This is a genomic window from Acuticoccus sp. (assembly GCF_965213555.1).
Lineage (GTDB): Bacteria > Pseudomonadota > Alphaproteobacteria > Rhizobiales > Amorphaceae > Acuticoccus.
The window spans coordinates 44,991-57,981 of the sequence record NZ_OZ243890.1; the positions used below are offsets into that span (position 1 = coordinate 44,991).

At 69.3% G+C, this 12,991-nt stretch carries 12 protein-coding genes; 7 read left to right on the plus strand and 5 right to left on the minus strand.

The window, feature by feature from the left end:
• Nucleotides 1-4: 4 nt before the first annotated feature.
• Together ACOOE8_RS00450 and ACOOE8_RS00455 are read left to right on the plus strand one after the other, a co-directional pair.
• Nucleotides 5-1,111 carry an Ldh family oxidoreductase gene (locus ACOOE8_RS00450; protein WP_420392958.1) on the plus strand — a complete coding sequence of 369 codons (1,107 nt, stop codon included), beginning with the start codon at nt 5-7 and terminating at the stop codon, nt 1,109-1,111.
• Entirely contained in the window at nt 1,108-1,803 is a 696-nt protein-coding gene (locus ACOOE8_RS00455) for an RraA family protein (RefSeq protein ID WP_420392959.1), read from the plus strand. The genes ACOOE8_RS00450 and ACOOE8_RS00455 overlap by 4 nt, the downstream gene beginning before the upstream one ends.
• 31 nt (nt 1,804-1,834) lie before the next feature.
• Here ACOOE8_RS00455 and ACOOE8_RS00460 read toward each other — a convergent pair whose 3' ends face one another.
• The 3 genes from ACOOE8_RS00460 to ACOOE8_RS00470 all read right to left on the minus strand — a co-directional run bounded on the left by ACOOE8_RS00460 (nt 1,835) and on the right by ACOOE8_RS00470 (nt 4,827).
• Nucleotides 1,835-3,286 (minus strand): tripartite tricarboxylate transporter permease, encoded by a 1,452-nt coding sequence (locus ACOOE8_RS00460; protein ID WP_420392960.1) that lies wholly within the window; start codon nt 3,284-3,286, stop codon nt 1,835-1,837.
• Between the two features lie 42 nt (nt 3,287-3,328).
• The gene (locus ACOOE8_RS00465; protein ID WP_420392961.1) at nt 3,329-3,784 is read right to left on the minus strand and encodes a tripartite tricarboxylate transporter TctB family protein; all 456 of its coding nucleotides are present in this window, start codon (nt 3,782-3,784) and stop codon (nt 3,329-3,331) included.
• A 92-nt stretch (nt 3,785-3,876) separates the two neighbouring features.
• Nucleotides 3,877-4,827 carry a Bug family tripartite tricarboxylate transporter substrate binding protein gene (locus ACOOE8_RS00470; protein WP_420392962.1) on the minus strand — a complete coding sequence of 317 codons (951 nt, stop codon included), beginning with the start codon at nt 4,825-4,827 and terminating at the stop codon, nt 3,877-3,879.
• Between the two features lie 402 nt (nt 4,828-5,229).
• Here ACOOE8_RS00470 and ACOOE8_RS00475 point away from each other — a divergent pair, with 402 nt between their 5' ends.
• The 4 genes from ACOOE8_RS00475 to ACOOE8_RS00490 are packed head-to-tail and all read left to right on the plus strand — an operon-like array spanning nt 5,230 to nt 9,104.
• Nucleotides 5,230-6,318, plus strand: a complete 1,089-nt coding sequence (locus tag ACOOE8_RS00475; RefSeq protein WP_420392963.1) for an ABC transporter ATP-binding protein — start codon at nt 5,230-5,232, stop codon at nt 6,316-6,318.
• A gap of 5 nt (nt 6,319-6,323) precedes the next feature.
• Nucleotides 6,324-7,340 carry an extracellular solute-binding protein gene (locus ACOOE8_RS00480; protein ID WP_420392964.1) on the plus strand — a complete coding sequence of 339 codons (1,017 nt, stop codon included), beginning with the start codon at nt 6,324-6,326 and terminating at the stop codon, nt 7,338-7,340.
• A 55-nt stretch (nt 7,341-7,395) separates the two neighbouring features.
• Complete coding sequence (locus tag ACOOE8_RS00485; protein ID WP_420392965.1) at nt 7,396-8,244, plus strand: ABC transporter permease; 849 nt, start codon at nt 7,396-7,398, stop codon at nt 8,242-8,244.
• Nucleotides 8,241-9,104, plus strand: a complete 864-nt coding sequence (locus ACOOE8_RS00490) for an ABC transporter permease (RefSeq protein ID WP_420392966.1) — start codon at nt 8,241-8,243, stop codon at nt 9,102-9,104. The genes ACOOE8_RS00485 and ACOOE8_RS00490 overlap by 4 nt, the downstream gene beginning before the upstream one ends.
• Before the next feature lie 102 nt (nt 9,105-9,206).
• On the opposite strand, the gene ACOOE8_RS00495 is transcribed toward ACOOE8_RS00490, so the two are convergent.
• Nucleotides 9,207-10,136 (minus strand): aminotransferase class IV, encoded by a 930-nt coding sequence (locus tag ACOOE8_RS00495; protein WP_420392967.1) that lies wholly within the window; start codon nt 10,134-10,136, stop codon nt 9,207-9,209.
• A gap of 116 nt (nt 10,137-10,252) precedes the next feature.
• Here ACOOE8_RS00495 and ACOOE8_RS00500 point away from each other — a divergent pair, with 116 nt between their 5' ends.
• Nucleotides 10,253-11,572, plus strand: a complete 1,320-nt coding sequence (locus tag ACOOE8_RS00500; RefSeq protein ID WP_420392968.1) for an aspartate aminotransferase family protein — start codon at nt 10,253-10,255, stop codon at nt 11,570-11,572.
• A gap of 99 nt (nt 11,573-11,671) precedes the next feature.
• Here ACOOE8_RS00500 and ACOOE8_RS00505 read toward each other — a convergent pair whose 3' ends face one another.
• Nucleotides 11,672-12,973: an NAD(P)/FAD-dependent oxidoreductase gene (locus ACOOE8_RS00505; RefSeq protein ID WP_420392969.1), complete on the minus strand. Its 1,302-nt coding sequence runs from the start codon at nt 12,971-12,973 to the stop codon at nt 11,672-11,674.
• Nucleotides 12,974-12,991 lie beyond the last annotated feature (18 nt).

The window sequence follows — 12,991 nt, forward strand, 5'->3', positions numbered from 1 at the left end:
CGCCATGTCCGAACCCAACGCCGCCCCGGTCCCGAGGCTTTCCCCGGAGGGCAGCGACGCCTACCGCATCGACCCTAATGCGCTGGAGGCGTTCGTCGCAGACATGCTCCGCCGCACCGGGGTTCCCGCGGAGGATGCCGCCATCGCCGCAGCCTCGCTGGTCGGGGCCGACGTCCGCGGCATGAACTCGCACGGCATGATCCGTCTTCCCGTGTACGTCCGCCGCCTGAAGGCCGGCGGCTTCAACCCCGTCACCACCGTCAACGTGGTCCGGGAGGGTCCCTCGACGGCCCTGATCGACGGGGGCAACGGCCTCGGCTCGGTGCTGACGACGCGCGCGATGGACCTTGCGGTTCAGAAGGCGCGCAGCACCGGCATCGCCGCCGTCGGCATCCGCAACTCCAACCACAACGGCGAGAACGCCTTCTACGTCCAGCGTGCGGTGGCGCAGGACATGATCGGCATCGCCACCACCAATGGGTCCCCGATCATGCCAGTGTGGGGCGGCAGGACCCCGCTCACCGGGCCGCTCCCCATCGCGATCGGCGTGCCCGCCAAGCGGCACCGTCCCATCGTCCTCGACGCCGCGCTCGGCATGAGCTCGCGGGGAAAGATCCTGTACTACGCCGAGAAGGGGATGGAGCTCCCCGAGGGCTGGCTCGTCGACGCCGAAGGCGAGCCGACGCGCGATCCGAACTGGGTGAGGAAGGGCGGCTGGATCCTCCCCATCGGCGGGCACAAGGGCTTCGGGCTCATCCTCGCCTGCGAGATCTTGTCCGGCCTCCTCACCGGAGGCAGCTTCGGCACCGAGCTCACCAACCTTTACGACGACCTCGACACGCCGCAAAGGAACGGACACTTCGTTGCCGCCATCGACATCGCCGCCTTCACAGACGTCGCCTCCTTCAAGGCGCGGATGGACGAGTACATTGAAATGATGAAGGCGTCCGAGCTGGTACCGGGAACGGACGAAATCTTGATGCCGGGTGAGATCGAGTTCCGTAAAGCGGACGATGCGCGCGCGAACGGCATCGTGCTTGCGAGGAACGTGATGGACGAAGTGCTCGCAGCAGCGCGAGAGCTCGGCCTTGAGACGGGAGAGACGGCATGATCGCGGACGACCTCCTCGCCCGGCTCGCCCGCCTCGAGACCGGGCAGGTGAGCGATGTCCTTGACGAGGCAGGGATGCCTCATCACGCGCTGTCCTCCTCGCTCCTGCCGCTGGCGCCTGGCGCGTTCGCCGGGCGTGCGGCGGTCGTGCGCGGCGTTGCGGTGGGTGAGATGCGCAACGCACCGCCGGCGCTGCCAACCGACGCGATCGAGCGGCTGGTGTCGCCCGGAACGGTGGTCGTGCTCGATGCCGGCGGCTTTCGCGAGGGCGCCGTGATGGGCGGTTTCGTCGCTCTGAGCCTCCAGCGCCGCGGCGCGGTCGCCGTCGTCACCGACGGCGCGGTGCGTGACGTCGATGAGATCCGCGGCCTCGGCCTGCCAGTGGTCGCGGGAGCCGTGACACCGATCAACGGGAGCCGCCGCTGGCGCCTCGTGGAGGCGGACGTTCCGGGGACGTTGCCCGGCCAGGTCAACGCGCCGGTGCGGATCTCTCCCGGCGACCTCGTGCTCGGCGACGGGGACGGCGTGATCGTCGTCCCGAAGGACGTCGCGGAGGGAATCGTTGAGGACGCCGAAGAGCTTCAGCACATCGAGACGCGCATCCGCGAGGCGATGGCTGAAGGCGCGGAGAAGGCCGACGCCTTCAAGGCCAACCCCCGCTTCGCTCACATCCGTCCAGCGGTGCGCCCGTGAGCGCGTGCAGCGGCATGGTCGTGGCGCGGCTTCAGCGCTTGCGCCGCTCGAGGATGAGGAGGACGAGCGAGGTCAGCACGATGAGGAGGGACACGGCCATCAACGTCGCCGCGATGGGCGAGGCGAAGAACTCCAGAAAGCTCCCGCGTGTCAGGATGAGGCCTTGCCGGAGGCTCTGCTCAAGGAAGGGGCCGAGCACCATGCCGATGACGATGGGCGCGACCGCGATCGCGGCGATGCGGCACAGGTACCCCACGACGCCAGCCACAACCATCACCCACAGATCGAAGAGGTTGCCGCGCACGCCGTAGGAGCCGACCACCGAAAGAACCGTGATGAGGGTGAGCTGGATCGGCTGGGGGAAGGACACGATGCGGCTGAAGATCCGGCTGAACACGCCCGCGGAGGCGAACATGACGAGGTTTGCCATGATGAGCACCAGGAAGGCCGCGTAGACCAGCTCGGGCGTGTCCACGAACAGCCGCGTGCCAGGCTGGATGCCGTGGATGATGAGCGCGGTCATGAGCACCGCCGTGACGGGATCGCCGGGGATGCCCAGCGCCAAGGTGGGCACCAGCGCGCCTCCGGTGACAGCGTTGTTGGCGGTTTCGGAGGCGACGATGCCCTCCGGCTCGCCCTCCCCGATGTCCTTGCGAAACCGGCCGAAGCGTTTGGTGGTGGCGTAGGAGATGAACGCCGCCGTCGCCGCACCCGTCCCAGGCAGAGCGCCCACCGCCGAACCGATGACGCTGCCGCTCAGCAACGTCTTCCACCGCGCCAGCCAATCTCGCAACGGCGGCAGGCGAAAGCCCGGCACGAAGTTGGCGCTGGTGCGCGAGGCCTCCGACTCGTTGAGCCGGTAAAGCACCTCCGAGAGCGCAAAGAGCCCGACCAGCACCGGGATGATCTGGATGCCGCTGGACACGGCGAAGACATCGAACGTGAAGCGCGTCTGCCCGGAGAGGGGGTCCACGCCGACCGTCCCCAGCATCAATCCGATGAAGCCGCCGATCCACCCCAAGATGATGTTCTTGCCGGAGACGCCGGAGATGCAGGTGAGCGCCAGGCAGATGAGCCCGAACGTCTCCACCGGCCCGAACCGCAGGGCGACCGCGGCGAGCTGGGGCGCAAGGAGCACCATCACCACGGTGGAGAAGAGGCCGCCGAAGACGGAGGCGCCGGCCACCCAGCCGAGCGCCAGGTCCCCCTTGCCGGCCCGCGTCATGGCGTAGCCGTCGAGAACGGTCGCCGCCGATTGGGGCGTTCCCGGCGTGTTGAGGAGCACGGCCGTGAAGGAGCCGCCGAACACCGAGCAACAGTATACCGCCAGGAGCAGCGCGATGGCGGGCACTGGCTCCATGGGGAAGGTGAAGGGGAGCACCACCGTGACGGCCACCACCGATCCCAGTCCCGGCAGCGCCCCCACCACGAGCCCGATGGCGGTGCCGGACAGGATCGCCACCAGCACCTGCCAGTTCGCCACCAAGGTCGCAGCTTCCGCAAGGTATTCCGTGGCGTGCCTCGATCAGATCCAGCGGCCCGAGGGCAGGATGATCTCCAAGAGCCGTTCGAACGCCACCCAAGAAAGACCTACGATGAGCGCCGACCATATCACCGCCATCACGATGTTGCGCGTGCCCGCCACGAGCTGCACGCCTACGCCGAAGACGAACGTAGTGATGAGGTAGCCGAGCCCCGGCAACAGCCACACGTAGGTCACCAGAAGCACGGCGAAGGCGATGCCCGGCCATGCCTTGCGCTGCTCCAGCAGCTTGTTGCGCACGCTGGAGGGCACCACCACGATCATCGGCAAGGCGAGGCAGAGCCACAGCGCCAGGATGATCCGTGGGAAGAACATCGGTCCGAACTGGAGCCCTGCGAGGCGGGAGGCGTAGGCTGGATCGAAGGTGTGCCAGAAGAGGATGCCCGCCACGAGCGACAAAGCGATCGCCGGGAGCCTGACCACCACGCGATCGCTCATGGATCACTTCGGCGATGCAGCTGCTGCATGGTACGCGCTCGGACTGTCGAGCAGGCCCCCCGCCTCGCGCGCCGGAGCGCAGGGCGGTGCCCTTACTCGGGGAGAAGGCCCGCTTCTACGAGGAGCGTGCGGTTGAACGCGCTCTGCTCGTCGGCGAACGCCTGGACGGGCTCGCCCGTCCTGACGTTGATGAACGAGTTCATCGCCTCCATACCGGCCACGACCTCCTCGTCCTCGAACACGCCGGTGCAGGCATCGGCGAGGACCTGCTGCACCTCAGCGGGCGTGCCCGCTGGCACGTAGAGCGCGTGCCAGTGGCTGAACAGCGCGTCCACGCCCAGCTCGCGCAGCGTGGGGATCTCCGGGTACTCGTCCATCCGCTCCGCCGTGGTCACAGCGAGGCCGCGCACGTCGTAGCGCTCGAGGTGGCTCACCGTCTCGGGCGCCGCAGCGATCTGACCGCCAAGCACGGCGCGCATGGCATCGGCCCCGCCGCTGGTGGGAAGGTGGAGAAGGTCAACGCCAAAGCCGCGGCCCACGGCAAGGCCGATGATGTGGGGCAGCGTGCCAACACCGGCGGTGGCATAGCCCAGCTCGCCGGGTGCCTCCTTGGCGGCTGCGACGAACTCATCCATGGTCTGGTACTCGGAGGCTTCCGCGACCATGAAGGTGAACGGGTTCTGGGTGTAGGCGCACACCACATCGAAGTCGTCCAACGTGTAGGGGATGTCGCGCAGGTGCGGCTGGATGGTCGTCGGCCCCGCGGGTGTGGCGAGCAGGGTGTAGCCGTCGGGCTCGGCGTTGGCGACCTCCGCCGTCCCGATGGTCCCGGCCGCACCGGCGATGTTGCGCACGACCACGTTGGCGCCGAGCAACTCCTCGAGCTTCTGCGTCATCAGCTGCACGTGGGCCGTGCTCGACCCACCTGCGGTCCACGGTACCACGATCTCCACGCGGCGCTCGGGAAAGTCGGCCTGTGCGACGACGGGTGCTGAACCGACGGCTACGGCGCCGAGCACGAGCGCGCACTTTGAGTAAGGCATCGCGTTCTCCCTCCCTGAAACATCTCCCGTCGCGTCGATGACAGTGCGCGGAAGCCGATTGTTGCTTGTCATGACGCGATTGGACACGCCGTTTGTCAAGCGCGCATGCTCCTTTCCATAAGCGCCGGGCCGGAAGCCCGACGACGAGCACCGCGCCGCCGTAGATCACCAGAAGGTCGGTGCGGCTGACGGCGAGGATTGCCGAACAGAATGGCGGTAAGGCCCGCGCCGCTTCATGTTCGGTCCGGCAGGATTGGCGCCGATCCTCGCGGGCAGCCGCTCATCAACTGCCGTTGGCACGGGCCTTGCACTGCGCCGCCGACCCCTGCCCTACCAAAAGCCCTCCCTTGACGGGGGTCGCCGGGCTAACTGAGGATCGCGCGGGCGCACAGCGAGGCACCGGTGGGTTCGATCAACTTCGTCGACGTCTCCAAGCACTATGGCCCGGTCGTCGCCGTCGACGAGGTGACGCTCGACGTCGCGCAAGGGGAGTTCGTGACGATCCTCGGGCCGTCGGGGTCGGGCAAGACGACGGTCCTTTCGATCATCGCCGGCCTCAACCACCCCACCGCCGGCGAGATCTGGATCGGCGGTCGCAACGTCACCGCGCTCCCCGCCGCCAAGCGCAACCTCGGCCTCGTGTTCCAGTCCTACGCGCTGTTCCCGCACATGAGCGTGTTCGACAACGTCGCTTTCCCGCTCACCGTGCGCAGCGTTCCGGGAGGCGAGATCGTCAGGCGTGTCGCGCGCGCGCTCGCGCAGGTGCAACTCGAGGGCTACGAGCGGCGCAAGCCCGCGCACCTGTCCGGCGGCCAGCAGCAGCGCGTCGCGCTCGCCAGGGCCATCGTGTTCGAGCCTGACATCCTGTTGCTGGACGAGCCGTTGGGCGCGCTCGACCGCAAGCTGCGCGAGGAGGTGCAGATCGAGTTGCGCCAGCTTCAGCGCGCGCTCGGCATCACAACCATCCTCGTCACCCACGACCAGGAGGAGGCGCTCTCCCTGTCGGACCGCATCGTCGTGCTGGACGAGGGGCGCGTCAAACAGATCGCGACGCCGCGTGAGGCGTACCTGATGCCCGCGAGCCGCTTCGTCGCCGACTTCCTGGGGACCGCCAACGTCTTCGAGGGGACGCTCGAGGCGGACGGCGCGGGCCACGCCGTGGTGCTGGCGAACGGCGTGCGCATCGCCTGCGGCGATCCGGGCCGTGCGCCTGGCGCGCGGGTGGAGGCGATCGTGCGCCCCGAGCGCTTGACGGTCGGTCCGCCGGGCGAGGGGCGCATGGACGCGAGCGTTGAGGAGGTGGTCTACCTCGGCCAGTCTGTGCGCACCCACCTCGCCACGCGCGCGGGCACCATGGTCGCGATCGGGATCGACCAGAAAGTCGGCGTGCGGGTGGGCGAGGACGTCGGCCTCGCCTGGTCACCCCACGACGTCTGGGTGCTGCCTGAGACGGCGGACGGCGGAACGACACCAACACGCAAACAGGAGTGAGCCACATGCACATGGTATTGAAGGGGGCGCTGGCGCTGACCTGCGCCCTCGCGCTCGGCGCAACGGCGCAGGCCGAGGTGAGCGAGATCCGCATGGTTGAGGCCGGCGGGCGTTCGGGCGACTCCATCGAGGAGGGGTACGTCAAGCCGTTCACCGAGAAGACCGGCATCAAGGTGGTGCGCGAGAACCCGAACCCGCTCGGCAAGCTGAAGGCGATGGTGGAGTCGGGCACCATCACCGCGCCGCTGTTCGAGGTGGGCAGCACCTCCTGGGCCATCGCCGACGCGTCCGGCCTCATCGAGCCGCTCGACTGGGACGCCATCGACCCCGACCCGATGTTCGAGGAGGCGCGCAAGGACAACGCCTTCGGCTACCAGTACTACTCGACGCTGCTGGCCTGGCGCGACGACGCCGAGCCGCTGGAGACCTGGGCCGACTTCTGGAACGTGGAGGAGTTCCCCGGCGACCGCACGCTCCCCGACAACGCCAACCTCGTGATCCCGATGGCGCTGCTCGCCGATGGTGTGGCACCGGACGCGCTCTACCCGCTCGACCTCGACCGCGCGTTCGAGAAGCTGTCGGAGATCGCCCCGCACGTCTCGGTGTGGTGGAGCGCGGGCGCGCAGCCGCCGCAGATGCTGCAGGACAACGAGGTGCAGTACGCCGCGTCCTATTCGGGCCGCGTGGCCGGGCTCGAGGGCATCGACTTCACCTACAACCAGGGGCTGCTGGATCTGGCCTACTTCGTGGTCCCGAAGGGCGCGGACCCGCAGCAGAAGGCGGCTGCCATGGGCCTGTTGAAGGAGATGTCGGTGGCGAAGAACCAGGCCGTCGCGGCCGAGGTGATCCCCTACACCGGCGCGAGCCCCGAACTCGACGCGCTGCTTCCGGCCGACAAGAAGGACCAGTTCCCCGTCACCGAGGCGAACCGTGAGGTGCAAGCCCTCGCCAACCCGCAGTGGTGGGCCGAGAACCGCGACGCGGTGGAGGAGCGCTGGCTCGAGTTCAAGCTTGGCCTCTGACTTGACCTCTGGGGCGCGCGCGCACACGGCGGTCCCGGCGCGATCCGGGCCGGCCGTGTCCGGCGGGCGCGCCCCGAACCGATCGCGCCGCTGGGCCGCGGAGGCAGGCTACATCCTGCCTCTCGTGGTGGTGATGTGCGCGATCTTCGTCCTGCCCATCGCGCTGATGCTAGCGCGCAGCTTGTTCGATCCGCAGCCGACGCTCGAATACTATCGGCAGCTCGTCGAGTCCTCGGTGTACCTAAGGGTCCTGATGCGCACCATGAAGATCGCGCTCATCACCACGGGCGTCTGCATCGTGCTGGGCTACGTGCTCGCCTATTGGATGCGCGGCCTCAGCCCCAAGGGCCAGCTCATCGCCGCGACGCTGGTGGTGCTGCCGTTCTGGATCTCGATCCTGGTGCGCACCTATGCGTGGATCGTGATCCTGGGCAACGACGGGATCGTCAACCGCACGCTCCTCGACATCGGGCTCGTCGGCGTGCCGGTGGCATTCCTCTACAACGAGCTCGGCGTCATCATCGGCACCACGAACGTGCTCCTGCCGTTCCTCGTGTTGCCGCTGTTCGCGGCGATGCTGAAGATCGACGACCGGCTGATGGACGCCGCGGCCTCGCTCGGCGCCTCGCGCGTCACGATCTTCGCCCGCGTGTTCTTCCCCCTGTCGGTGCCGGCGCTGGCGGCGGGGGCGATCCTGGTCTTCATCCTCACCTTCGGCTTCTACATCACCCCCGCGGTGCTGGGGGGCGGCCGGGTGCCGATGGTAGCCAACGCGCTCGACACGTTGATCAACCAGTTCGCCCGCTGGGAGCTCGCGGCAGCATTGTCCGGCGTGCTTCTGGTGGTGACGCTCGCCGCCTTCGCGCTGTCGCGCGTGGTGGGCGGGCGGGCGTCCATCGCATGAGCGCGTCCTCCGGAGGGGCCGCCCCCGCGCGGCGCGTCACGCCTGCCGCCGCGCCGGCCGAACCGGGGCGGCTCGGGCGCGTCTTGCTGGGCGCGACGGCCATCGCGGTGCTCGCCTTCTTGTGCCTGCCGATCCTCATCGTCATCCCGATGTCGTTCTCGAGCGCGTCCTCGCTGGCCTTCCCGCCGCCGGGGCTGTCGCTCAGGTGGTACGCCGCCTTCTTCAACGACGAGCGCTGGCTCGCGGCGCTCGCGAACTCGGCGTTGATCGCGTTCGCCTCCAGCACCATCGCGCTGGCGCTGGGCTCGCTCGCCGTCTACGGCCTGGTGCGCGGGACCTTCCGCGGGCGATCCCTCCTGGAGGGGGCGTTCATCGCACCGCTCATCGTGCCGCAAGTCATCATCGCGGTGGCGCTCTACATCTACTTCTCGCAGATCGGGCTCCTCGGCACGCTGCCCGGCCTCATCGCCGGCCACACGGTGCTGGGGGTGCCGTACGTGGTTCTCGTCATGTCGGTGGCCGTGCGCTCGTTCGACGTTCGCATCGAGCAGGTGGCCTACACGCTGGGGGCCTCGCCGTGGACGATGTTCCGCCGCGTGCTCCTGCCCAACCTGATGCCGAGCGTGCTTGCAGCGTGGATCTTCGCCTTCATCATCAGCTTCGACGAGGTGATCATCACCGTCTTCATCGCCGGCAGCTACGAGACGGTCCCCAAGCGCATGTTCAACGAGCTGGTGCTGCAGGTGAACCCGACCATCACCGCCATCGCGACGCTCCTGATCGGGGTGTCGGTGCTCACGATCGCGCTGATGGTGTGGCTCCTGCGCCGCCATGGCGTACGCCTCGGCGGGATGGTGTAGTCCCTTGCAAGCCGAGGCAGCGCCACGCAGCGTCGCGCGAAAGGCCTCGTAGGCTCGAAGCTCGTTCCTCGGTGAGGCCCGAGCCGTCCAGTGCGCCGGCCCTCAGGCGTGGCGCACGTACTGGTCCACGAAGTCGCAATCGACGAGGCGCACGTAGGCGTCGGTGATGGCCTTCGTCACCGGCCCCGGGACGCGTCCCTCGCCCACCGGCTGCCCGTTGAAGGTGCGCGCCGGGACGATGCACCAGGACGTCGAGGTGATGAAGATCTCGTCCGCGTTCGCCGCGTCGAACATGTCCACGTCGGTCTCGTGGACCGCGATCCCCTCCTGGGCCGCGAGCTCCATGGCGGTCTGGCGGCTGATGCCCGCGAGCACGTACTGCTTGCGCGGGGTGAACACTGCGCCGTCCTTCACCAGGAAGATGTTGCTGCCGGTCCCCTCGGCGAGGTTGCCGTTGACGTCGAGGAGGATCGACCAGGCCGCGGGGTTGCTGGCCTTGGCGTCCATGTCGGCGACCAGCATGTTCAGGTAGTTGTGGGTCTTGGCGCGAGGGCTCAGGCTGTCCGGCGGCGTGCGCCGCACGGCGGGCACCACGACGTCCACACCGTCGCGGAACTGCCGAGCGCGCGCCTTCAAGGGCAGCGGCGTGCACTCGACGATGACGTTGGGGCCGGTGTGCTCCCACCCCTCGTCGCCCACCGCGTCCACCCCGCGTGAGACGCGCTGGCCGAGCCAGTAGTCCTCCCCTTCGCCGAGGAGGTGCAGGTTGCGCTCCAGCACCTCTTCGCTGGCGGCGGTCATCTCCGCCGGCGACAGGCCCGGGTCGATCCTGAGATAGCGCAGCGACTGGTAGAAGCGCTCGATGTGCTCCTTCAGGCGGAAGACGCGGTGATTGAAGGTGCGCGTCATGTCGAAGGCGCCGTCGCCGAGGCGGAAGGAGCGGTCCCGGAAGGGCACCACCACGTCGCCTTCCGGCACGATGGCCCCGTTGAAGTAGGCGACACGCCGGTTGGCGTGAGCGGCAGAGGACATGGGGTTCACTCCCGTGGTCGTCGAGCGGGACGAGCGTAGCGCGACGGGCCGTGCGATGTAATCATCTGCGGCAATCGACCGAGGCGGTGGTCGCGTCCGTGCCGCAGGAGTGTCCCATGAGCGAATGGCCCGACCCCTCCTCCCACTCCGCCGAGCTCTACGCCCGCGCCAAGCGCGTGCTGCCGGGCGGGGTCAGCCGCCTCCTCACCTACAACGCACCCTACCCGTTCTACGTGCGCTCGGGCGCAGGCTCGCGCGTCACCGACGTCGACGGCACGGTGCGCGTCGACCACGTGAACAACTTCGCCTCGCTGATCCACGGCCACGCGCACCCCGAGATCGTGGCGGCGGTGACGGACGCGCTCGGCCGCGGCACCGCGTTCGCCCTCCCGACCGCGCTCGAGGTGGAGATGGCCGAGCTCTTGGCGGAGCGCTACGAGACCTTCGAGCGGGTGCGCTACTGCAACACCGGCACCGAGGCGGTGATGCTCGCCATCAAGGCGGCGCGCGCGGCGACCGGCCGGCCCAAGATCGCCAAGTTCGAGGGTGGCTATCACGGCATGTACGACTATGCCGAGGTGAGCCTCGACTCGAACCCGGACACTTGGGGCAACGACCCGCGGTCGGTCCCTTACGCGAGGGGCACGCCCCAGGGCGTCACCGAGGATGTGGTGACGCTTCCGTTCAATCATCCCGAGGCCGCCGAGCGCATCCTGCGCGCCCACGCGGAAGGGCTTGCCGGCATCCTCGTGGATGTGGCGCCGAGCTACTTCGGGATGATCCCGATCTCGGCTCCCATGGTGGAGATGCTGCACCGCGTGGCGGACGAGACCGGCGCCGTGCTGATCGCGGACGAGGTGATCTCGCTCCGGCTCGGCTACCGCGGCGGGGCGGCGCGGTTCGGGCTGAGGCCGCAGCTCACCACGGCGGCCAAGCTCATCGGCGGCGGCTTTCCGGTGGCCTGCGTCGCGGGCCGCGCGGAGGTGATGGAGGTCTTCAGCCACGAGGGCGGGCGTCCCGCGCTCCCCTCGAGCGGGACGTTCACGGCGAACCCCATCGGGCTGACCGCGGGGCTGACCGCGATGCGCCTGTTGACCGAGGAGAGCTTCGAGCGCCTCGAGACGCTCGGGACGTTGGCGCGGTCGCTCCTCACCGAGGCGTTCGCGGCGGCGGGGGTGCCTGGCCAGGTCACGGGCGTCGGCTCGATGTTCAGCCTGCACATGACGACACGGCCGATCGTCGACCACCGCAGCGCCTATCCGCGGCCCGAGGAGACGGCGGCGATGCGCGCCTTGCAGGGCGAACTCCTGCGCCGCGGCCACGTCATCGCGCCGAAGGGCTCGGGTTTCATCTCCACGGCGACGAGCGAGGCGGACCTCGAGAGCCTCGCCGAGGCGACGTCTGGCGCGCTGCGCACCCTCGCGCTGGCGGCCTAGGGCCGGTCGGTAAATGGTCATCATGGCTCATGACAAGCTGGCGCCACCACGCACCGGCGCAGTCCGTCCGTTAGGGCCTTGGTGCACGACCGATCGTCGTCAGCGGATCGAGAGGCGGTCGAGGCGGTCCCGCAGGCGGTAGCTCATGCCGATGAGCGGCACGAACCAGGGACGACCCGTGTAGAGCGGGATCGTCGGCAAGGTCGCGTGCTCGACGGAAGGTACCACCCCGTCGTCGAAGGCGCAGACCGGGCCGTTCGGCCGGGTAAGGATGCGATGGGCGACGCGCTCCCCAAGGTAGGTCATCATCGCGACGCCCGACCCGTTGCAGCACACCGCCCAGGAGAGGCCGTCCGCCTCGCCCATGTGCGGCAGCCTGTCCCGCGCGAAGGCGACGTTGCCTTGCCAAGAGTGCGTAATCCTCGTGCCTGCGAGCTGAGGGAAGCGGCGAAGCATCATGGCGACGAGCCCACGGGCTGCGGCGGAGGGTCCGACACGGCCGAAGCTCGCGCGCCCGCCGAACACGAGGCGTCGCCCATCCGGTGACAGGCGGAAGTAGGACAGGACGCGCGCCGTGTCCGAGATCGGACGCGCATGCGGGATCAGCGCACGCGCGTCCTCGGGAGCGAGCGGAGCGGTTGCGATGATGTGGCTCGCCACGGGAACGACGCGGCGCTGCAGCGCCGGGGTCGCGCTGCCCGTGTAACCGTTCGTCGCCACCACGACACGGGCGACCTCGACGGCACCGCGCTCGGTCGCCACGCGCCAACCGCCGGCGCGGCGCTCGAGCCCGGTCACGCGGACGGGAGCGACGACCCGCGCCCCCGCTCGCAGCGCCGCCGCGAGGAGCCCTGCGAGGAGGCGCGCCGGTTGCACCGCGCCGCCGGGGCTGAACCGAACCCCACCATGGTAGAGCTCGGTCGCCACCTCGCGGTGCTGCTCGGCGCGGGTGACGACCTCCGTGTCGAGCACGCCTGCCTTCGCCGCCCACTCCGCCTTGCGGGCCAGGCCGGGAAGGTGAGACGGAGCGAAGGCGCCGACGAACTTGCCGGTCGGCTGCCAACATCCTTGGAGCCCGAGCCGCGCCACCGTCGCCTCGAAGTCCGTCAGCGACCTGAGGCCCGAGGCGACGCGCTCGCGCATCAACCCCTGGTCCTTCGCGTCGAGGTCGATGAGGCCCCAGCCGCCGGTGACTTGACCGCCGTTGCGGCTCGACCCGCCATGGCCGGGCATCTCCGCGTCGACCACGACGACGTCGGCCCCGCCCTCGGCGAGGGCAAGGGCACAGGACAGGCCCGCGTAGCCGCCACCCACGATGAGGACGTCGGCCCGCGGCGGCGGCATGTCGTCCGGGCCGGGGCCGGGAGGCGCGTCGTCCCACCACAGCGGCGTTGTGGCCACGCGCTGAAGGTCCCCGCG

Coding starts and splice junctions, on each gene's coding strand:
- ACOOE8_RS00450 (WP_420392958.1), top strand. CDS start 5: ATGTCCGAACCCAACGCCGCCCCGGTCCCGAGGCTTTCCCCGGAGGGC.
- ACOOE8_RS00455 (WP_420392959.1), top strand. CDS start 1,108: ATGATCGCGGACGACCTCCTCGCCCGGCTCGCCCGCCTCGAGACCGGG.
- ACOOE8_RS00465 (WP_420392961.1), bottom strand. CDS start 3,784: ATGAGCGATCGCGTGGTGGTCAGGCTCCCGGCGATCGCTTTGTCGCTC.
- ACOOE8_RS00470 (WP_420392962.1), bottom strand. CDS start 4,827: ATGCCTTACTCAAAGTGCGCGCTCGTGCTCGGCGCCGTAGCCGTCGGT.
- ACOOE8_RS00480 (WP_420392964.1), top strand. CDS start 6,324: ATGCACATGGTATTGAAGGGGGCGCTGGCGCTGACCTGCGCCCTCGCG.
- ACOOE8_RS00490 (WP_420392966.1), top strand. CDS start 8,241: ATGAGCGCGTCCTCCGGAGGGGCCGCCCCCGCGCGGCGCGTCACGCCT.
- ACOOE8_RS00495 (WP_420392967.1), bottom strand. CDS start 10,136: ATGTCCTCTGCCGCTCACGCCAACCGGCGTGTCGCCTACTTCAACGGG.
- ACOOE8_RS00500 (WP_420392968.1), top strand. CDS start 10,253: ATGAGCGAATGGCCCGACCCCTCCTCCCACTCCGCCGAGCTCTACGCC.